This is a genomic window from Serratia proteamaculans, from assembly GCF_013337185.1.
Classification (GTDB): Bacteria; Pseudomonadota; Gammaproteobacteria; order Enterobacterales; family Enterobacteriaceae; genus Serratia; species Serratia proteamaculans_D.
This window is the reverse complement of sequence record NZ_SWDE01000001.1, coordinates 1,348,782-1,368,392: the sequence shown is the minus strand read 5'-3', so window position 1 is coordinate 1,368,392 and position 19,611 is coordinate 1,348,782. Positions and strand designations below refer to the sequence as shown.

Below are 19,611 nucleotides of genomic sequence, written 5' to 3'. Positions count from 1 at the left end.
GAAGCGTTTAGGCCAACGCCTCGCTTTCCACTGGCACAATAAGACTTGCATGATTCCCTTTTGGCCCCTGGTGCACGTCAAAACTGACCTGTTGGCCAGCTTTTAGCGTCCGGTACCCGTCCATCTTGATCGTAGAATAGTGGGCGAATATGTCTTCGCCACCGCCTTCAGGACAGATAAACCCAAACCCTTTGGCGTTGTTGAACCATTTAACAGTACCCGTCTCCATGCTTTTACATCCCTCGCAACGCTATTTTTAGGTGAGATGAATAACTGAATTCGCACCCGCCAATGGCAGGCGGCAGATGAGCCCGAGAGTGGTTAAAACACCACCAGCCCATGAATTTACACTCTAGAGCAAATGATTATCACGTCAAGGGATCGGCTTTTGTCGGCAGGGAGCAGTTCATCAAAGTTTGAAGCAGGTAACGCTATTGACATTGTTTGGTAACAATTCATCAGAGATTTTTGCGCACGTTCCAGTGCGGCGGGATGCCGGCGAAGATGATAAAATAGTATGGATACCCCACTTTGAATAACCGGAACCTGTCCCCATATTAAAGGACAGAGCAGAGAAGATGAGCAGCGATGGGCAATAACAACGATTGGCTAAATTTTGAACACTTGGCCGAAGAAAAACAAATCGATGCGGTAAAACCGCCGTCTATGTATAAAGTTATACTTAACAACGACGATTACACACCGATGGAATTTGTGATTGACGTTCTGCAAAAGTTCTTTTCTTATGATATTGAACGCGCAACGCAACTGATGCTCACGGTCCACTATCAAGGCAAGGCGATCTGCGGTGTATTTACCGCCGAGGTGGCGGAAACCAAAGTCGTGCATGTGAACCGTTATGCCAGGGAGAACGAGCATCCGTTGCTTTGTACGCTGGAAAAAGCCTGAATAAGGCAATCTATTGGGGAGGTGCTTATGCTCAATCAAGAACTGGAACTCAGTCTCAACATGGCTTTCGCCAGAGCGCGTGAGCACAGACACGAGTTTATGACCGTGGAGCACCTGTTGCTGGCGTTACTCAGCAACCCTGCCGCGCGGGAAGCGCTTGAGGCATGCACGGTGGACCTGGCCGCACTGCGCCAGGAACTCGAAGCCTTTATCGAACAAACCACGCCGACGCTGCCCGCCAGCGAAGAAGAGCGCGACACTCAGCCGACGCTTAGCTTCCAGCGCGTACTGCAGCGTGCGGTATTCCATGTCCAATCTTCCGGCCGCAGTGAAGTCAGCGGCGCCAACGTGCTGGTGGCAATTTTCAGCGAGCAGGAGTCGCAGGCGGCTTACCTGCTGCGCAAACACGACGTCAGTCGTCTTGACGTAGTGAACTTCATTTCACATGGCACACGTAAAGACGAGCCGGGCCAAGCGCCGAATGCGGAAAACCCGGTGAACGAAGAGCAGTCCGGAGGGGAAGACCGTATGGAAAACTTCACCACCAACCTCAACCAACTGGCCCGGGTGGGCGGTATCGATCCCTTGATTGGCCGTGGTCCCGAGCTGGAGCGTGCCATTCAGGTATTGTGCCGTCGCCGCAAGAATAACCCGCTGCTGGTGGGTGAGTCCGGCGTGGGTAAAACCGCGATTGCCGAAGGGCTGGCCTGGCGCATCGTGCAGGGCGACGTCCCGGAAGTGATGGCGGACTGTACGCTGTATTCGCTGGATATCGGCTCATTGCTGGCCGGTACCAAATACCGCGGCGACTTCGAGAAACGCTTTAAGGCCCTGCTGAAACAGTTGGAGCAGGATAAGAACAGCATCCTGTTTATCGATGAGATCCACACCATCATCGGTGCCGGTGCGGCTTCCGGTGGGCAGGTCGATGCCGCCAACCTGATCAAACCGCTGCTTTCCAGTGGCAAGATCCGGGTCATCGGTTCGACCACGTACCAGGAATTCAGCAACATCTTTGAAAAAGATCGCGCCTTGGCCCGTCGCTTCCAGAAAATCGACATTATCGAGCCGACGCCGGAAGAAACCATTCAGATCATCAACGGCCTGAAAACCAAGTACGAAGCGCACCACGATGTACGTTATACCGCCAAAGCGGTGCGTGCCGCGGTTGAGCTGTCGGTGAAATACATCAACGACCGTCATCTGCCGGACAAGGCTATCGACGTCATCGACGAGGCGGGTGCTCGCAGCCGGTTGATGCCGGTCAGCAAGCGCAAGAAAACCGTTAACGTTTCCGACATTGAGTCGGTAGTGGCGCGTATTGCACGTATCCCGGAAAAAACCGTGTCGGCGAGCGATCGCGATGTGTTGAGAAGCCTGGGCGACCGTCTGAAAATGCTGGTATTTGGCCAGGATCAGGCGATTGAAGCACTGACCGAGGCCATCAAGATGAGCCGTGCGGGTCTGGGCCACGATCGCAAGCCGGTCGGTTCCTTCCTGTTTGCCGGGCCAACCGGGGTCGGGAAAACCGAGGTTACGGTACAGCTGGCGAAGGCGATGGATATCAAACTGCTGCGTTTTGACATGTCCGAGTATATGGAACGTCATACCGTTAGCCGTCTGATTGGTGCGCCTCCGGGCTATGTCGGCTACGATCAGGGCGGTCTGCTGACCGACGCGGTGCTCAAGCATCCGCACTCGGTCGTACTGCTAGATGAAATCGAGAAGGCGCATCCGGACGTGTTCAACCTGCTGCTGCAGGTGATGGACAACGGTACCCTGACCGACAACAACGGCCGTAAGGCGGACTTCCGCAACGTGATCCTGGTGATGACCACCAACGCCGGGGTGCGCGAGACAGAACGTAAATCGATCGGCCTGGTCCAGCAGGACAACAGCACCGACGCGATGGAAGAGATCAAAAAAGTGTTCACGCCGGAATTCCGTAACCGTCTGGACAATATTCTTTGGTTCAACCATCTGTCGACCGAGGTGATCCAGCAGGTTGTCGATAAGTTTATCGTCGAACTGCAGGCGCAGCTGGATGCGAAGGGCGTGTCGCTGGAAGTGAGTGACGAAGCGCGTGACTGGCTGTCAGTGAAAGGCTACGACCGTGCGATGGGCGCTCGTCCAATGGCGCGAGTGATGCAGGAAAACCTGAAGAAACCGCTGGCCAACGAACTGCTGTTCGGCTCGCTGGTGGACGGTGGCTCGGTGAAAGTCGAGTTGGACAAAGAAAACCAGAAACTGACTTATCAATTTATCAGCGCGTCAATGCGCAAGGCGGACGAAGGTGCGGTGCACTAAGTCTGGGGTCAGATTCAGATAAAGAAAAAGCGATGCTTCGGCATCGCTTTTTTTATGGGTGAAAATCATCACCACAACAGAAATGATTGAGCCCTCTCAGTTTACCTGCGCACCTGCAACTCGGTGTTGAACGTTGCTACGGGGGTAAACGGAAAGGGCTCCGGAGGCATTACATCCTCGGTGCCGCCATCGGCTGGCGACGAGTGAGCCGATTAACGGCTACGGAAGACAATGCGGCCTTTGCTCAGGTCGTACGGGGTCAGCTCTACAGTGACTTTGTCGCCCGTCAGGATGCGGATGTAGTTCTTGCGCATTTTACCGGAGATATGTGCGGTAACCACGTGCCCGTTTTCTAATTCAACGCGGAACATGGTGTTTGGCAGCGTATCAAGAACGGTGCCCTGCATTTCAATATTGTCTTCTTTGGCCATCGAATCCTCTAGGTCTAACTACCTTAGTTTTTAACCGGCAAGATAATGCCGAAAAACCCACATTATGTAAAGAAGTGTCGGTGAACATTGCACCGTTTCCGCAAAATTAGTTTGTTGGGGAGGGTGGTTCAACCTGCTGTGGGGGTAACACTTGCGGTGCCCAGCATTCTGGCGCTAATGGCTTGCGCTGAAGTTGGCTGAGCTGCTGCAAAAATTGTCTTCGGGGGATCTCTTTCGCTCCCAGCGTGGCAGTGTGAGCGTTAAGCACCTGACAGTCAATCAATTCTCCGCCATAAGCGGCAAAATGACGGCAAAAAGTCATCAGGGCGCACTTGGAGGCGTTGGTGGTACGGCTAAACATGGATTCGCCGCAGAATAGCGCGCCCTGAGCCACGCCGTACATGCCCCCGACCAGTTCGTCACCCTGCCATACCTCGATTGAATGAGCGAAGCCAAGGCGGTGCAGATGCAAATAAGCGCGCTGTACTTCCGGGCCAATCCAGGTGCCTTCTTCCGGTCGGTCGGCGCAGGCGGCGATCACCGCGGCAAAGTCGTGATTCAGCGTCACGCGAAAGGGATTACTGCGCAGAAAGCGTTTCAGACTGCGGCTGATATGGCGCTCGGCCGGGAACAATACAGCGCGTGGGTCAGGCGACCACCACAGAATGGCTTCCCCCGGTGAAAACCAGGGGAAAATACCGCGCTCATAAGCAGCCAGCAAGCGCGGCGCAGTCAAATCGCCGCCAATAGCCAGCAGACCGTTAGGATCGCGCAGCGCGCCCTCAGGAGAGGGGAACGCCAGTGAATGCGGTGACAGCTTAACTATGCGCATAAAAGGTCTCAGCGTCCTCTACAGGCCATTTTACAGCGGTATGCCACTGATACGTTGGCGGAAGTGGGCATAACGCCCCTGTTGACGCATCAGGGTCAGATGATCGCCTTGTTCGACAATCTGGCCGCCATCCATCACGCAGATGCGGTCCAGGTGCTCCAGCCCATACAGACGGTGGGTCACCAGGATCAGCGTTTTACCCCGGCAGTGCCGGCGCAGCAGCGCCAGGATCTGTTGTTCGGTTTCGGCGTCCAGGCCTTCGGTCGGTTCATCGAGCAACAGTAACGGTGCCTGATGCAACAGCGCGCGGGCAATGCCCAGACGGCGCTGCTCCCCGCCGGAAAGCTGGCGACCGCCATCTCCCAGCCAGGCGTTCAGCCCTTCGTTATCCAGCAGCTTGTCCAGGCCGACCTGCTGCAATACTTCGCGCAATTGTTCATCGGTCGCTGCAGGCGCGGCGATGCGCAGGTTCTCACGCAGCGTATCGCTGAAAATATGCACCCGTTGGCTGACCACGGTGGTCATCTGGCGCAGCGTGGTTTCATCGTAAGCGCTCAGTGGCTGGCCATTGAGCAGCACCTGACCGCTGTCGGCGTTCCAGGCGCGGGTTAGCAACTGCAGCAGGGTCGATTTGCCGCAGCCAGTACGCCCGAGTAGCGCAATGTGTTCGCCGGCGGCAATCTCCAGTGTGACATCCTGCAAGACCGGCAGCGGCTGGTCTGGGTAAGTGAAAGTGAGCTGTTGCAGGCTCAGCGTGGCAACGCCCTCGGCCGCCGGGCCATGGGTCGGGAAGGTCACTTCCGGCTGCCGGTCGATGACCTGTTTCACCCGCGTGGCGGAAGCGATCACCTGACCCAGATGCTGGAAGGCACCGGCCACCGGCATCAGCGCTTCAAACGAGGCCAGCGCGGCAAATACGAACAGCGCAATCAGCGCACCGGGTTGGCTATCACCGCCGACGCCCGCCGCGGTGAGCCACAGCATCAAAGTGACCGTCAGGCCACTGGCCAGTATCATCAGTGCCTGTGCTATGCCACCCAGCGAAGCCTGTTGCCATTGGCGGCGCTGCCAGCGCTGCTCGGTGGTATCCAGATCGGTGCGGAAGCTTTCAACGGCACCGAACACCACCAGTTCGGCCTGGCCCTGCAGCCAGGCGGTCAAATCGGTACGGTACTGACCGCGCAGTGCGGTCAACTGACCGCCAATCGGCTTACCGGCACGATAAAACACCGGTGGCACCAACAGCAGCAACAACAGCAGAATGCCGCCCAGCGTCAGGGCCAGCGTGGTGTCCAGCCAGCTCAGGCCATAGGTCACCACCACAATCACGGCGGCGGCGCTGATCAGCGGGGATATCACCCGCAGGTATAAATGATCCAGCGTATCGACATCCGCCACCAGGCGATTAAGCAGATCGGCCTGGCGGAAGCGAGCAATACCGCCCGGCGACAGCGGCAGGATCTTTTTAAAGGTAAACACCCGCAGATGGGACAGCACGCGGAAAGTGGCATCGTGGCTGACTACGCGTTCGGCGTAGCGCCCGGCGGTGCGGAAAATGGCGGCACCCCTGACACCGGCGGCCGGCAGCATATAGTTGAAGGTAAACAAACCGGCCAGCCCGGCCAGGGCCGACGCGGCGAGGAACCAGCCGGAGAGTGCCAGCAGGCCGATGCTGGCCAGCAGAGTGACGATGGCCAGCACGATGCCCAAACAAATCAGCAGGCTGTGACGACGGTATAGCGCCAGAAACGGCAGCAAAACGCGCATGATTAGAGATCCCCGCTGCGGTGTGCGATCAGATTGGCAAACAGGCCCGGTTGAGCACTCAGCGTGGCGTAATCGCCTTGCTGAACGATCTGCCCACCTTCCATCACCCAAATCTGGTCGTAATCTTCGGTATCTTCCAACTGGTGGGTGACCAGCAGGGTGGTTTGTTGGTGCGAGGCGACATTCAGCGCCTGCATCACCCGCCGTTCGCTGTGGGCGTCAAGACTGGCGGCCGGTTCATCGAGCAGCAGTAAACGGCGCGGACTGATGAGCGCCCGGGCTACGGCCACGCGTTGAGCCTGGCCGACGGATAAGCGGGCGGCGTTATCGCCCACTTCAGTCTCTAATCCTTGCGGCAAATTCGGCAGGATCTCGCCGACGTAGGCTTGCTCCACCGCCTGTTGCAACTGGGCTTCGCTGGCCTGCGGGTTCCCCAGCAGAATATTAGCCCGCAGCGTCTGAGCCGGCAGGTGCGGGTTTTGACCTACCCAGCCAAGCTGCTGACGCCAGCCTTCGGCCGCCAACTCCCGCAGTTCGATTCCATTGACGGTCAATGAACCACGATAGGGCAGAAAGCCGAGCAGCAGATTCAGCAGCGAGCTTTTACCGGCACCGCTCAACCCGACCAGGGCAATGCGCTGGTTCGCCGGCAGGGTGAAACTCAGTGGACCGGCCAGCAGTACGCCATTCGGTGACAGGATCTCCAAATCCTGCGCCTGCAGTTCCAGCGGCGCATCGGTATCAAGCCGTTGTGTGCCGCTGCCCATTTGCTCGCCTTCGGCGCTGAGGAAGGTTTCCAGCGCTTCTGCTGCGCCCACCGCCTGCGCCTTGGCATGGTAGAAAGCCCCCAGGTCACGCAGAGGTTGGAAGAACTCCGGAGCCAGGATCAGCACCAGGAAACCGGCAAACAGCGTGACGCCGGTGCCGTAGCTGCCGAAATTAAGTTCGCCAAGGAAGGAGAAACCGAAATAGACCGCCACCACGGCGATGGAGATAGAGGCAAAGAATTCCAATACTGCCGAGGACAGGAATGCCAACCGCAGTACTTCCATGGTGCGGCTGCGGAAGTCCTCGGACGATTTGGCGATCTGCGCGGTTTCTGCTTCAGCCCGGTTGAACAGGCGCAGCGTATCCAGCCCGCGCAGGCGGTCGAGAAAATTACCGCTCAGCCGTGCCAAGGCCACAAAGTTTCGACGGTTGGCATCGGCGGCACCCATACCGACCAGCGCCATAAACATTGGGATCAGCGGCGCGGTGGTCAACAGGATCAGACCGGCAGCCCAGTTGATCGGGAAGACGGTAATCAGGATCAGCACCGGGATAAACACCGCCAGGTACATCTGCGGCAGATAGCGGGAGTAGTAATCCTGCATATCTTCGATTTGTTCGACGATGATGCTGGCCCAACTGCCGGCCGGCTTGCCCTGGATCCAGGCCGGGCCGAGCTGTTGCAGTTTATCCAGCACCTGTTGACGCATACGCTGGCGGATCACCTGCCCGCAGATAAAACCGACGCGCTCACGTAGCCAACTCAACACCGCTCGCAGTGCGAAAGCGGCAGCCAGCCAGATAAACGAGGGGATCAGCTGTTCACGCGGGGCGTGTTCGATAATCAGGGCGTGGAGCAGGGCGGCCAACAGCCATGCCTGTGCGACGATCAAAACGCCGCTTATCAGCCCCAACAACATGGAAAGGCGCAACCAACGCTGCGCCAGGGTGCTCTGAGTTTTGAGCCAACGGGTTAACTGTTGCTGTCTGGTTTTTTTCATCAGATATGAGTCTGCGTCGCCGGCGCCTGTTGTTACAGACAAGGTTAACGTACTGTTAAAAAAAGTGTTTGCCCCAACCTGAAGCGAACAAGTGAAGGCCAATGTTACCTCTTCACCCGGCAGACTGAAAATAATAAAGCGGTCAAATATCGCTATAACAGACGGCGGTAACCGGGTTAGTTCACCTCCTGACTCGCTGCTTCCGCGGCCAGGGCGGCCTGGACCGATTTTCGTTGGGCGATCAGCGCTATATATCGGGTTAACGATGGCCAGTCTTTCAGTTCGATAGAAAACTGGGCCATCCAACGCAGCACGGTAAATAAATAGGCATCCGCTACGCTAAAGCATTCACCCAGCAGGAAAGGCTGTTCGTCCAGCATCTGGGCAAGGTAATAGAGGCGGCGACGCAGCTTGTCGCGAAACAGTGTTTTGACCTCTTCCGGTAATGCCGAGTTGAACAATGGGCTGGAACCCGCGTGGATCTCGCTGGTAATGAAGTTCAGCCATTCCTGTAGACGTACCCGTTCGAAAGACGCTGCTGGAGGGGCCAATGCGGCGTCGGGGCGCAGATCCGCTAAATATTGTACGATTGCAGCACCTTCGGTAATCACCCGTCCGTCGTCCAGCATCAGGGCGGCGACGTAGCCTTTGGGATTTACCTGATAAAAGTCCTGGCCGTCGGCGCTGCGTTTGGTGCGGTTATTGACTCGGATCAGTTCGAACGGCAACCCCAATTCTCGTAAAACGATATGTGGGGAGAGCGAACAGGTATTGGGGGCAAAGTAGAGTTTCATGGCAGTTCCTGGCTAAGAAGCGAAATCGCTTGATCGTCAGAATGTCGTCGGTGCTACCCACTGAAAAATTAAAATATCAGAAACCTGTTATCAGCTCAGCTAATAACGGGCAGCGCCAGACGATCCTGCAGGTACTGCAGCAGGGCTTGCACCGGTGCTGAACTTGCACCGCTTAATGAGCACACCAGACCAAAATGACGGTATAGCGGCGCGGATAGCGGCAGGGCACAAAGACCTGGAGTATCGGTTGGTATGACCGACGCCGGTATCAGCGATACGCCGACCCCTTCACGCACCAATGTCAGCGCGGTGCCCCAGTCACTGACGGTTGCGCGTACATCCGCCAGTGCCAACCCGGCCTGTTGCGCCAACAGTTGCGCATTGAGATAGCAGCCGCCCGTAGCCAGAACAAAGGGCAGTTTGGCCAGTGTGCTGAACTCCACCGGTTGCCGTCCTCTGGCCAGGGGATGGTGACTGGCGGTCACTGCCAGCCACCGATCCTGCCCCAATGGGTAACTCTGCCTTTCTGGCGCCGGGTTCAACACCACTCCGACGTCAGCGGTCTCCTGCGCCAGCCAATTTTCGACTTCCAGATCGGTACCTTCCAACTGAATCAGCTCAATGGCGGGGTAACGTCGACGGAATTGACGTAATAACGGTGGCAGCAACAGGGAAAACGCAGAGGGAAAGCTGGCCAGGCGTATTTTGCCAACGTGAGCGCTTTTGGCCTGTTGCGCGTAGTGTTGGATCGTATCGAGTTCGGCCAGCATGGCACGAGCGTGCATGACAATCTGTTCACCGCTCTGGGTTAGCACAACGCTATGCGGCAGGCGAACCAGCAGCAGAGTTTGCAGTTGGTCTTCCAACTGAGCGATGGCCTGACTGGCGGCGGATTGGGTCATGCCACATTGACGCGCCGCTTGAGTGATTTTGCCGCTGTCGGCCACTGCAACCAACAGACGCCAGTGGAGAAGATTGTGCATCGAATAACCGCCGGATTTAACTGCCAGGTACAAAAAAAGCGGCTGTGATAGCCGCTTTTCAGGATGATGCAGGATGCCGTTACAGCACTTCTGCGCCGGCGATGCCGTCCAGATAACGCTCAGCGTCCAGCGCCGCCATACAACCGGTCCCGGCAGAGGTGATCGCCTGGCGGTAGATGTGGTCCATCACGTCGCCGGCGGCGAATACGCCCGGAATGGTGGTCTGGGTGGCATTGCCGTGAATGCCGGACTGCACCTTGATGTAGCCGTTCTCCAGTTCCAGCTGACCGCCGAAAATGCTGGTATTCGGGCTGTGGCCGATGGCGATAAACACGCCGGCCAGTTCCAGTTCCTGCGTTTGGTTTTCCGCTTTGGTGCTACGGATACGTACGCCGGTCACGCCCATTTGATCGCCCAGCACCTCGTCCAGAGTATGGTCGGTGTGCAGCACGATATTGCCGTTTTTCACTTTCTCCATCAGCCGGTTGATCAGGATCTTCTCGGAACGGAAGCTGTCACGGCGGTGAATCAGGTGAACTTCGGCGGCGATGTTGGACAAATACAGCGCTTCTTCCACGGCAGTGTTGCCACCACCGACGACCGCGACTTTCTGATTACGGTAGAAGAAACCGTCACAGGTAGCACAGGCAGACACGCCTTTGCCTTTGAAAGCTTCTTCGGTAGGCAGGCCAAGATAACGGGCCGATGCGCCAGTGGCGATAATCAGTGCATCACAGGTGTATTCGCCGCTGTCGCCAAACAGGCGGAACGGACGGTTCTGCAGGTCAACGCTGTTGATGTGGTCAAACACAATCTCGGTCTGGAATTTTTCAGCATGCTCGCGCATACGCTCCATCAGCGCCGGGCCGGTCAGGCCTTCGGCATCACCCGGCCAGTTTTCCACTTCGGTGGTGGTGGTCAACTGACCCCCTTGCTCCATACCGGTAATCAACACCGGGTTCAGGTTGGCGCGCGCTGCGTAAACTGCGGCGGTATAACCAGCCGGGCCGGAGCCCAGGATCAATAATTTGCTGTGTTTAGCCGTGCCCATGAATACCCTCTTTTCCCACAATGGCGGACAATGGATCCGATTGTAGGGAAAACGCAGCATTAAAAAAAGCGTCAGGGGATGTTGTTAACGATTTGTTTGATAGCCATTACCTATTAATTATTAAATTGCTGCTAAAGCGAGCGTAAAACGCAGCAATTTAACTTATGGAAGCCACTCATCGGCGCTCTCTATTCAATTGACCGGAAACAGCCCGTTAAGCGGGTTTAAGCCCCTTGAATGCGGGCTTTTTAAGCCAGCGATTCATAACTAAAAACGGGGTGCTAACTTTTCATGACGGTACGTTCTTCTGATTTTGCTTCTTTTACTTTGACAATCCGCTGCGCATTTGCGAAAACATCATAGGAAGAAGAAATTATCCCTGTCCCTACAGTAAATCGTACGTATTTACAGCGTTGGTGCAGAATTTTACGCCGTTGCTGAAGCTTCGTGTGGCAGGTGAGGGGACAGCGCGCAAGCGGGGGAATTCTTCTTGCGATAACGTCATTTAACTACCCGGTGCAGGGTTTGACAGACAGGCTGCACCAGGGGAGATGATGGTAGTGAAGCATATGACAGGCATTGGGTCTTCGCTTGGAACGAACCCTTACACATTGACGTTGGTTAGGGTGTGGCAAGTGCAGGGAAGAAAATAAGAGAGACAATAATAATGGCAGACAATAAGAAACGCCCGGGTAAAGATCTCGACCGTATCGACCGCAATATCCTGAACGAGCTGCAGAAGGATGGGCGTATTTCGAACGTTGAGCTTTCCAAGCGCGTGGGGTTATCCCCAACCCCATGTTTAGAACGTGTGCGCCGCCTCGAGCGCCAGGGTTTTATTCATGGTTATACCGCTTTGCTCAACCCGCATTATCTGGATGCGTCCCTGCTGGTCTTCGTAGAAATCACGTTGAACCGCGGTGCGCCGGATGTGTTTGAGCAATTCAACTCGGCAGTACAGAAACTTGAAGAAATTCAGGAGTGTCATCTGGTGTCCGGTGATTTCGACTATCTGTTGAAAACCCGCGTGCCGGATATGTCGGCTTACCGTAAGTTGCTCGGTGAAACCTTGCTGCGTCTGCCGGGGGTTAACGACACCCGTACGTACGTGGTAATGGAAGAAGTGAAACAGAGTAACCGTCTGGTTATCAAAACACGGTAGGGTGCAGGTGCAAAACCTGATTAAATTGGTTACACTCCTGTTTATTCATACAGTTTCGGCGCCGGGAAAGCTTCTCGGCGCTGTTGCTATGTCAGCTAACAGGAACCTGGAGAGCCTTTCTTGAGCCAGGAATATACAGAAGATAAAGAAGTTACCTTGAGAAAACTCAGCAGCGGCCGCCGTTTGCTCGAAGCTGTGTTGATTGTGGTAGCCATTTTTGCCATATACCTCATGGCTGCCTTGGTCAGTTTCAATCCGTCTGATCCAAGCTGGTCGCAGACCGCGTGGCATGAGCCTATTCATAACCTGGGCGGTGGCGTCGGGGCCTGGATGGCCGACACATTGTTCTTCACCTTCGGGGTACTCGCCTATGCGATACCACCGATCATGCTGGTGTTGTGCTGGGCAGCTTATCGCCAGCGCGGCGGCGGCGAATACATCGACTATTTCGCGCTTTCACTGCGCCTGATCGGCACGTTGGCGCTGGTGCTCACTTCATGTGGCCTGGCGGCATTGAATGTCGACGATCTCTATTACTTCGCATCCGGCGGTGTGATCGGCAGTTTGCTGAGCAACGCCATGCTGCCATGGTTCAACGGCATTGGCGCCACCCTGGGGCTGCTGTGCGTTTGGGCTGCGGGGCTGACACTGTTTACCGGTTGGTCCTGGCTGGTGATCGCCGAGCGTATCGGCGGCGTGGTGCTGGGGACGGCGACCTTTATGACCAACCGTTCACGGCGTGAAGATCGTTATCACGACGATGACGACCGCTACGTCGAAGAGCAGCCCGAGTCTGCAGACAAGGAAGCCACGCTTGCGGCGGCTGCCACGGCGACGGCGGCCAATGCAGCGGAAGATGACGTATTGTTCTCGGCGCCTTCAGTCACGGAAACCGCCAAAATGGCGGCGGAAGATGCCGAAGATCCGTTGCTCAGCGGCCTGCGGGCTAATGATGACGATGATGCGGATATCACACCTGTTACGCCGGCGCCAGCCAGCGCACCGGCCACGGCGGCACCTGTTGTGGCTCAGGCTCCATCGGTTACTGCGGCACCCGCGGCTCCGGCTTCGGTAAACCAGCATCCGATGAGCGCGGTAGCGGAAAACACCGCGCCGCCGCTGTACTCGTTTGAGATCCCTGAAGAGACACCAACGCCTAAAACAACGCGTCCGATCGATCCTTACCAGGACGACGACGAGCCGCGTATGGGCAATTGGGATGCTCCGGCCGTAGCACCGTCGCACGACCGCTCTCCATTTGATTTCTCTGCCGCCCAGCGTGATCACGTTGATGTCAGTGCTCCGGCCGGTTTCAGTGCCGCCGAGCCTGCCGTTTCACCCTTTGGCAGCGCGAAACCTCAGGCACCCGCTGCAGCGACGGCAATTGCCGGTGCTGTTGCCGCCAATACCTTTATGCCGGCCTTTAGCGCCACCAGTGACGCGAATTCACAGGTGAAGCAAGGCCTCGGCCCTGAATTGCCGCGTCCGAACCCGGTGCGCATTCCGACCCGGCGTGAACTGGCTTCCTACGGCATCAAGCTGCCTTCGCAGCGTATGGCCGAACAGGAACAGCGCACCCGTGAGGACGACGAGCCGTTGCAACAGGCTGATAATCTTTCACCAGATGATGAAGCCCTGCAGGAAGCGGCGTTGCGCCAGGCGTTTGCCGAGCAGCAAAGCCAGCGTTACGGTGAGGAGTCTGCGTCGGATAATCTGGATGATGAAGCTGCTCTGCAGGAGGCCGCGCTGCGTCAGGCATTTGCCGCCCAGCAAAGCCAGCGCTATGGCCAGCCAGATGCCGCTCCAGCGGTGGCGTCAACTACGCCGGTAGATACACGCAATGCGTTCGGCTTCTCGCCGATGGATGATTTGGTTGATGATGGCCCGGTTGAGCCACTCTTCACCCTGTCGCCGCAGCTGGAAGAACGTATTGAGCTGCAAAGCGAGCGTGAAGATGATGTGCCTTTCGGTCAGTTTGAGCCAGCCGCGCCGGTTTATCCGTCGTCGGCTCAGCCTCAGACCCCGCCGGTACAACAATCCTATCAGCCTGCGCAGCCGGCTTATCAATCGCCGCAGCAGCAACCGGTCGTGCAGCAACAGCCGCCAGCCTATCAGCAGCCTGTGGCGCAACCGGAGCCTGCTGCCGTGCAGCCGCCGGCAATGGACAGCCTGATCCACCCGTTCCTGATGCGTAACGAAATGCCGTTGCAAAAACCGACCACGCCGTTGCCGACGCTGGATTTGCTGACCGAAGCCCCGAAAGAGGTGGAGCCGGTAGATTCCTTCGCGTTGGAACAAAAGGCGCGTTTGGTGGAGGCCAGCCTGGCCGATTATCGGGTGAAAGCTGACGTGGTAGATATTTTGCCAGGCCCGGTCATCACCCGTTTCGAACTGGATTTGGCTCCGGGCGTCAAGGCTGCACGCATTTCCAACCTGTCGCGTGACCTGGCGCGTTCACTGTCAACCTCTGCGGTACGTGTGGTTGAAGTGATCCCCGGCAAGCCTTACGTCGGGTTGGAACTGCCTAACGTCAAACGTCAGACGGTCTATCTGCGAGAAGTGCTGGACTGCCCGGCATTCCGCGATAATCCGTCGCCGCTGGCCATTGTCCTGGGTAAAGATATTTCTGGCGAACCGGTGGTGGCCGACCTGGCGAAAATGCCGCATCTGTTGGTGGCAGGGACCACCGGTTCCGGTAAATCGGTAGGGGTCAATGCCATGATCCTGAGCATCTTGTATAAGGCCACGCCGAAAGAAGTGCGCTTTATCATGATCGACCCGAAAATGCTGGAGCTGTCGGTTTATGAAGGTATTCCGCACCTGTTGACGGATGTGGTCACCGACATGAAAGACGCCGCTAATGCCCTGCGTTGGTGCGTCGCCGAGATGGAGCGTCGCTACAAGCTGATGTCTGCGCTCGGTGTGCGTAACCTGGCCGGCTATAACGAACGCGTCGATCAGGCCGAAGCCATGGGACGTCCGATCCCGGATCCGTTCTGGAAACCGACCGACAGCATGGACATGACGCCGCCGGTACTGGAGAAAGAGCCTTATATCGTGGTGATGGTCGACGAATTTGCCGATCTGATCATGACGGTCGGCAAAAAGGTTGAGGAACTGATCGCTCGTCTGGCGCAGAAAGCGCGTGCAGCGGGGATCCACCTGGTGCTGGCAACCCAGCGTCCGTCGGTGGATGTGATCACCGGTCTTATCAAGGCCAACATCCCGACCCGTATTGCCTTTACCGTGTCCAGCAAGATTGACTCCCGTACCATCCTCGATCAGGGCGGTGCTGAATCCCTGCTGGGGATGGGTGACATGCTGTATCTGGCCCCTAACTCCTCGATTCCGGTCCGTGTGCATGGTGCATTTGTGCGCGATCAGGAAGTGCATGCGGTGGTTAAGGATTGGAAAGCGCGTGAGCGACCTCAATATAAAGAGGGTATCCTCAGTGCCGGTGACGACGGTGAGGGTGGAACTGGCGGCGGTCTGGACGGTGACGAAGAGCTGGATCCGTTGTTTGATCAGGCGGTGGAGTTTGTGGTGGATAAACGCCGTGCCTCTATCTCCGGCGTACAGCGTCAGTTCCGCATCGGTTATAACCGCGCCGCGCGTATCATCGAACAGATGGAAGCGCAGGGCATCGTCAGCGAGCAGGGGCACAACGGCAACCGCGAGGTGCTGGCACCGCCACGGCATGACTGATGAAGTTTTAATCGTTGTTATTTAATTAAAAGGGCCGCTTAGCGGCCCTTCAGACTGATGACAAACCTCATTCCTGTACAGAGCGAATAGGGTTCGATAAATAAAAAACAAGGAAAATCAATTTATTGATTTTCGGCTGATCACCACAAAGCAGGAAAAACCACGCTTTTTTCTGCTTTGTCAGCAACATAAAAGGGCCGCTTAGCGGCCCTTGTGCAAAGAAGCGTAAACCCATCGGCTTCTCGGAACATTGGCCTATCTGCCGGCGAATGGCTTCGGGTAGAGTAAAGGTGTTGAGGGTTCATTTGACCCGCACGGCACCGCCTTGCGGTTAACGCATTTCATAAGGTATCTGGAATAATGAAAAAACTGTTAGTTGCCTGTTGTCTGCTTTCGGGATTCGCTTCCACCTCTGTGCTGGCCGACGCCGCGCAGGATTTGCAAAGTCGCCTGGCGAAAGTGAACAGTTTCCACGCCAGCTTCTCCCAGACCGTGACCAGCAGTGATGGCGCTGCGGTACAGCAGGGTGAAGGTGAACTTTGGGTGAAACGTCCCAACCTGTTTAACTGGCACATGACCTCACCAGACGAGAGCGTGCTGGTGTCAGACGGTCAGACCCTGTGGTTCTACAACCCCTTTGTTGAGCAGGTGACCGCCACCTGGCTGAAAAATGCTACCGGCAATACGCCGTTTATGCTGATCACCCGCAATAACGCCAATGACTGGAAACAGTACAACGTTAAACAGAAGGGTAATGATTTTGAGCTGACGCCAAAATCCAGCAGCGGTAACCTGAAGCAGTTCGCTATTAGCGTGGATAACAGCGGCACTATCCGCAGTTTTGCCGCGGTTGAGCAGGACGGCCAGCGCAGTTCTTACGCGCTGAAAAGCCAGCAGAACGTTGCTGCCGATGCCAGCAAATTTAAATTTACCCCGCCGAAGGGGGTGACGCTGGACGACCAGCGCCAGTGAGGTCCGCGTGAGTAATATGTCGCTCGATTTTTCCCAGAATGAGTTCCAACCGTTGGCCGCGCGGATGCGGCCGACCACGTTGGCACAGTATATCGGCCAGCAACATCTGCTGGCCGCCGGCAAGCCTTTGCCGCGCGCTATCGAGGCGGGGCAACTGCATTCGATGATTCTGTGGGGGCCTCCAGGCACCGGGAAAACGACGCTGGCAGAATTGATCGGCCGTTATGGCCAGGCGGATGTCGAGCGTATTTCTGCCGTCACCTCCGGGATCAAAGAGATCCGCGAGGCGATCGAGCGTGCACGCCAAAACCGTGACGCCGGTCGCCGCACTATCCTGTTTGTCGATGAGGTCCATCGCTTCAATAAAAGCCAGCAGGATGCCTTCCTGCCGCACATTGAAGACGGCACCATCACCTTTATAGGCGCTACCACCGAAAACCCGTCTTTTGAGCTTAACTCGGCGCTGTTGTCACGGGCCCGTGTTTATTTGCTGAAGGCACTGACCGCCGAAGATATCAGCCAGGTGCTGGATCAGGCGATGCAGGACAGCAGCCGGGGCTTTGGCGGCCAGAATATCGAACTGCCGGAAGAGACGCGTCGCATGTTATCAGAGCTGGTCGGCGGCGACGCTCGTCGGGCGCTGAACAGCCTGGAGATGATGGCGGACATGGCGGAGATCAACGCCAAAGGCATTCGCGTGCTGACGCCGGAATTACTGAAAGAGGTCTCCGGTGAACGCAGTGCGCGTTTCGATAATAAAGGCGACCGCTTTTACGATCTGATCTCGGCGCTGCATAAATCGGTGCGTGGTTCAGCGCCGGATGCGGCGTTGTACTGGTATGCGCGTATTATTACCGCCGGGGGCGATCCACTGTACGTGGCGCGCCGGTTGCTGGCGATTGCTTCAGAAGATGTGGGTAATGCCGACCCGCGTGGCATGCAGGTCGCTATCGCGGCCTGGGACTGCTTTACCCGCGTCGGTCCGGCGGAAGGCGAACGGGCGATTGCTCAGGCTATCGTCTATTTGGCCTGTGCGCCAAAAAGCAACGCGGTTTACACCGCCTTTAAAGCGGCAATCCGTGATGCCAAAGAGATGGCTGATTATGATGTCCCCGAACATCTGCGCAATGCGCCAACCAAGCTGATGAAGGAAATGGGGCTGGGTGCAGAATATCGTTACGCCCACGATGAACCCAATGCCTATGCCGCCGGTGAGGATTACTTTCCGCCCGAAATGGCCAGGACGCGTTACTATCATCCAACCACGCGCGGGCTGGAAGGTAAAATCGGTGAAAAGCTGGCATGGCTTGCTGAGCAGGATCAAAATAGCCAGACAAAACGCTACCGCTAGCGTTGCCGTTGCGGTAAGGTTAGCGGGTATCACTCTTCCTTTATACGGCTATAAATTCAGCCGAATAAAACATCAAATTTTCTTTCAATAACAATAAGCACAGGATTAGCATGCTCGATCCCAATCTGCTGCGTAATGAGCTAGACGCAGTCGCCGTCAAACTGGCTCGCCGAGGCTTTAAACTCGATCTGGATCTGCTGCGTTCTCAAGAAGAGCGTCGCAAAGTTCTGCAGGTAGAAACCGAAACGCTGCAGGCAGAACGTAACTCCCGATCGAAATCCATCGGCGCGGCTAAAGCGCGCGGGGAAGACATTGAGCCGCTGCGTCGCGAAGTAAACGAACTGGGTGACAAGCTGGACACGGCCAAGGCCGCGCTGGATCAGCTGCAGGCTGAAATCCGTGACTATGCGTTGGCGATCCCGAACCTGCCTGACGATGAAGTACCAGACGGCAAAGACGACAGCGATAACCTGGAAGTCAGCCGCTGGGGCGAACCGCGCCAGTATGATTTTCCGGTACGCGATCACGTCGATCTGGGCGAAATGGCCGGTGGTCTGGATTTTGCCGCTGCGGTAAAACTGACCGGTTCACGCTTTGTGGTGATGAAAGGGCAAATTGCCCGCATGCACCGTGCGTTGTCCCAGTTCATGCTGGATCTGCATACCGAACAACACGGCTACCAGGAAACTTACGTTCCTTACCTGGTTAACCATGCCACACTGTTCGGTACCGGCCAGTTGCCGAAATTTGGTGAAGACCTGTTCCACACTAAACCGCTGGAAGAAGAATCCGACAGCAGCAACTACGCGCTGATCCCGACCGCAGAAGTGCCATTGACCAACCTGGTGCGCGACGAGATCCTGGAAGAGGAATCTCTGCCGCTGAAGATGACCGCGCATACGCCATGTTTCCGTGCCGAAGCCGGTTCTTATGGCCGTGACACCCGTGGTTTGATCCGCATGCACCAGTTCGACAAAGTTGAGATGGTGCAGATCGTCCGTCCGGAAGACTCGATGGCTACGCTGGAAGAGCTGACCGGTCATGCAGAGAAAGTGCTGCAGTTGCTGAACCTGCCGTACCGTAAAATGTTGCTGTGTACCGGTGATATGGGCGCAGGCTCGTGCAAAACTTACGATCTGGAAGTGTGGCTGCCGGCGCAGGACACTTACCGCGAGATCTCATCCTGCTCCAACATGTGGGATTACCAGGCACGCCGCATGCAGGCCCGCTGCCGCAGCAAAACCGAGAAGAAGCCGCGCCTGGTGCATACGCTGAACGGTTCTGGTCTGGCAGTAGGTCGTACGCTGGTGGCCGTGCTGGAAAACTACCAGCAGGCTGATGGCCGTATTCAGGTACCGGAAGTATTACGCCCATATATGGGTGGCCTGGAATATATCGGTTAACGAGTTAGCTATGCTACGAAAAGCGCCTGCGGGCGCTTTTTTTTTAAGAAATTTATTCCCCCTTTGTTCGAAAGCCATTTTTCTTTCAGATACTTCCCCCGCTTTATTGATAGCAGACAAAGTTAACTACTCACTTCTGAGTAATATCCACTCAGAGAGGAGGGCTTTTGTTCCG

At 56.4% G+C, this 19,611-nt stretch carries 15 protein-coding genes; 7 read left to right on the top strand and 8 right to left on the bottom strand.

Annotated elements, in window-relative coordinates; genetic code table 11:
* Positions 1 to 7: 7 nt before the first annotated feature.
* Positions 8 to 229: a cold shock-like protein CspD gene (gene cspD / locus FCL49_RS06390; RefSeq protein WP_012006105.1), complete on the bottom strand. Its 222-nt coding sequence runs from the start codon at positions 227 to 229 to the stop codon at positions 8 to 10.
* A 359-nt stretch (positions 230 to 588) separates the two neighbouring features.
* On the opposite strand from cspD, the gene clpS reads away from it, so the two are divergent.
* Together clpS and clpA are read left to right on the top strand one after the other, a co-directional pair.
* Positions 589 to 909 carry an ATP-dependent Clp protease adapter ClpS gene (gene clpS / locus FCL49_RS06385; RefSeq protein WP_004928347.1) on the top strand — a complete coding sequence of 107 codons (321 nt, stop codon included), beginning with the start codon at positions 589 to 591 and terminating at the stop codon, positions 907 to 909.
* Between the two features lie 27 nt (positions 910 to 936).
* The gene (gene clpA, locus FCL49_RS06380) at positions 937 to 3,216 is read left to right on the top strand and encodes an ATP-dependent Clp protease ATP-binding subunit ClpA (RefSeq protein ID WP_012006106.1); all 2,280 of its coding nucleotides are present in this window, start codon (positions 937 to 939) and stop codon (positions 3,214 to 3,216) included.
* Positions 3,217 to 3,428: 212 nt separating this feature from the next.
* Here clpA and infA read toward each other — a convergent pair whose 3' ends face one another.
* The 7 genes from infA to trxB all read right to left on the bottom strand — a co-directional run bounded on the left by infA (position 3,429) and on the right by trxB (position 10,843).
* Entirely contained in the window at positions 3,429 to 3,647 is a 219-nt protein-coding gene (infA, locus tag FCL49_RS06375; RefSeq protein WP_002211347.1) for a translation initiation factor IF-1, read from the bottom strand.
* A gap of 106 nt (positions 3,648 to 3,753) precedes the next feature.
* Positions 3,754 to 4,479 carry a leucyl/phenylalanyl-tRNA--protein transferase gene (gene aat / locus FCL49_RS06370; RefSeq protein WP_012006107.1) on the bottom strand — a complete coding sequence of 242 codons (726 nt, stop codon included), beginning with the start codon at positions 4,477 to 4,479 and terminating at the stop codon, positions 3,754 to 3,756.
* A 30-nt stretch (positions 4,480 to 4,509) separates the two neighbouring features.
* Positions 4,510 to 6,246, bottom strand: a complete 1,737-nt coding sequence (gene cydC / locus FCL49_RS06365) for a heme ABC transporter ATP-binding protein/permease CydC (protein ID WP_174352858.1) — start codon at positions 6,244 to 6,246, stop codon at positions 4,510 to 4,512.
* Between the two features lie 2 nt (positions 6,247 to 6,248).
* Complete coding sequence (gene cydD, locus FCL49_RS06360) at positions 6,249 to 8,015, bottom strand: heme ABC transporter permease/ATP-binding protein CydD (protein ID WP_174352857.1); 1,767 nt, start codon at positions 8,013 to 8,015, stop codon at positions 6,249 to 6,251.
* Positions 8,016 to 8,191: 176 nt separating this feature from the next.
* Positions 8,192 to 8,809 (bottom strand): glutathione transferase GstA, encoded by a 618-nt coding sequence (gstA, locus tag FCL49_RS06355; RefSeq protein ID WP_174352856.1) that lies wholly within the window; start codon positions 8,807 to 8,809, stop codon positions 8,192 to 8,194.
* 95 nt (positions 8,810 to 8,904) lie between these two features.
* Positions 8,905 to 9,792, bottom strand: coding sequence for a LysR family transcriptional regulator (locus tag FCL49_RS06350; RefSeq protein WP_174352855.1), 888 nt, complete (start codon positions 9,790 to 9,792; stop codon positions 8,905 to 8,907).
* 79 nt (positions 9,793 to 9,871) lie between these two features.
* On the bottom strand, positions 9,872 to 10,843 hold the full coding sequence (gene trxB, locus FCL49_RS06345) for a thioredoxin-disulfide reductase (RefSeq protein ID WP_153857332.1): 972 nt from the start codon (positions 10,841 to 10,843) through the stop codon (positions 9,872 to 9,874).
* A 667-nt stretch (positions 10,844 to 11,510) separates the two neighbouring features.
* Here trxB and lrp point away from each other — a divergent pair.
* The 5 genes from lrp to serS all read left to right on the top strand — a co-directional run bounded on the left by lrp (position 11,511) and on the right by serS (position 19,436).
* A complete protein-coding gene (lrp, locus tag FCL49_RS06340; RefSeq protein WP_004928318.1) occupies positions 11,511 to 12,005 on the top strand; it encodes a leucine-responsive transcriptional regulator Lrp in 495 nt (164 codons plus the stop codon).
* A gap of 120 nt (positions 12,006 to 12,125) precedes the next feature.
* A complete protein-coding gene (locus tag FCL49_RS06335) occupies positions 12,126 to 15,710 on the top strand; it encodes a DNA translocase FtsK 4TM domain-containing protein (protein ID WP_174352854.1) in 3,585 nt (1,194 codons plus the stop codon).
* 360 nt (positions 15,711 to 16,070) lie between these two features.
* Positions 16,071 to 16,682, top strand: coding sequence for an outer membrane lipoprotein chaperone LolA (lolA, locus tag FCL49_RS06330; protein ID WP_135315908.1), 612 nt, complete (start codon positions 16,071 to 16,073; stop codon positions 16,680 to 16,682).
* Between the two features lie 7 nt (positions 16,683 to 16,689).
* Positions 16,690 to 18,033, top strand: coding sequence for a replication-associated recombination protein A (locus FCL49_RS06325; protein WP_012006115.1), 1,344 nt, complete (start codon positions 16,690 to 16,692; stop codon positions 18,031 to 18,033).
* A gap of 110 nt (positions 18,034 to 18,143) precedes the next feature.
* The gene (gene serS / locus FCL49_RS06320; RefSeq protein WP_135315910.1) at positions 18,144 to 19,436 is read left to right on the top strand and encodes a serine--tRNA ligase; all 1,293 of its coding nucleotides are present in this window, start codon (positions 18,144 to 18,146) and stop codon (positions 19,434 to 19,436) included.
* Positions 19,437 to 19,611 lie beyond the last annotated feature (175 nt).

What these genes read in the sequence shown, in the direction of transcription:
- cspD (WP_012006105.1), bottom strand. Translation starts at nt 229, where the DNA reads ATGGAGACGGGTACTGTTAAATGGTTCAACAACGCCAAAGGGTTTGGG.
- clpS (WP_004928347.1), top strand. Translation starts at nt 589, where the DNA reads ATGGGCAATAACAACGATTGGCTAAATTTTGAACACTTGGCCGAAGAA.
- clpA (WP_012006106.1), top strand. Translation starts at nt 937, where the DNA reads ATGCTCAATCAAGAACTGGAACTCAGTCTCAACATGGCTTTCGCCAGA.
- infA (WP_002211347.1), bottom strand. Translation starts at nt 3,647, where the DNA reads ATGGCCAAAGAAGACAATATTGAAATGCAGGGCACCGTTCTTGATACG.
- aat (WP_012006107.1), bottom strand. Translation starts at nt 4,479, where the DNA reads ATGCGCATAGTTAAGCTGTCACCGCATTCACTGGCGTTCCCCTCTCCT.
- cydC (WP_174352858.1), bottom strand. Translation starts at nt 6,246, where the DNA reads ATGCGCGTTTTGCTGCCGTTTCTGGCGCTATACCGTCGTCACAGCCTG.
- cydD (WP_174352857.1), bottom strand. Translation starts at nt 8,015, where the DNA reads ATGAAAAAAACCAGACAGCAACAGTTAACCCGTTGGCTCAAAACTCAG.
- gstA (WP_174352856.1), bottom strand. Translation starts at nt 8,809, where the DNA reads ATGAAACTCTACTTTGCCCCCAATACCTGTTCGCTCTCCCCACATATC.
- FCL49_RS06350 (WP_174352855.1), bottom strand. Translation starts at nt 9,792, where the DNA reads ATGCACAATCTTCTCCACTGGCGTCTGTTGGTTGCAGTGGCCGACAGC.
- trxB (WP_153857332.1), bottom strand. Translation starts at nt 10,843, where the DNA reads ATGGGCACGGCTAAACACAGCAAATTATTGATCCTGGGCTCCGGCCCG.
- lrp (WP_004928318.1), top strand. Translation starts at nt 11,511, where the DNA reads ATGGCAGACAATAAGAAACGCCCGGGTAAAGATCTCGACCGTATCGAC.
- lolA (WP_135315908.1), top strand. Translation starts at nt 16,071, where the DNA reads ATGAAAAAACTGTTAGTTGCCTGTTGTCTGCTTTCGGGATTCGCTTCC.
- serS (WP_135315910.1), top strand. Translation starts at nt 18,144, where the DNA reads ATGCTCGATCCCAATCTGCTGCGTAATGAGCTAGACGCAGTCGCCGTC.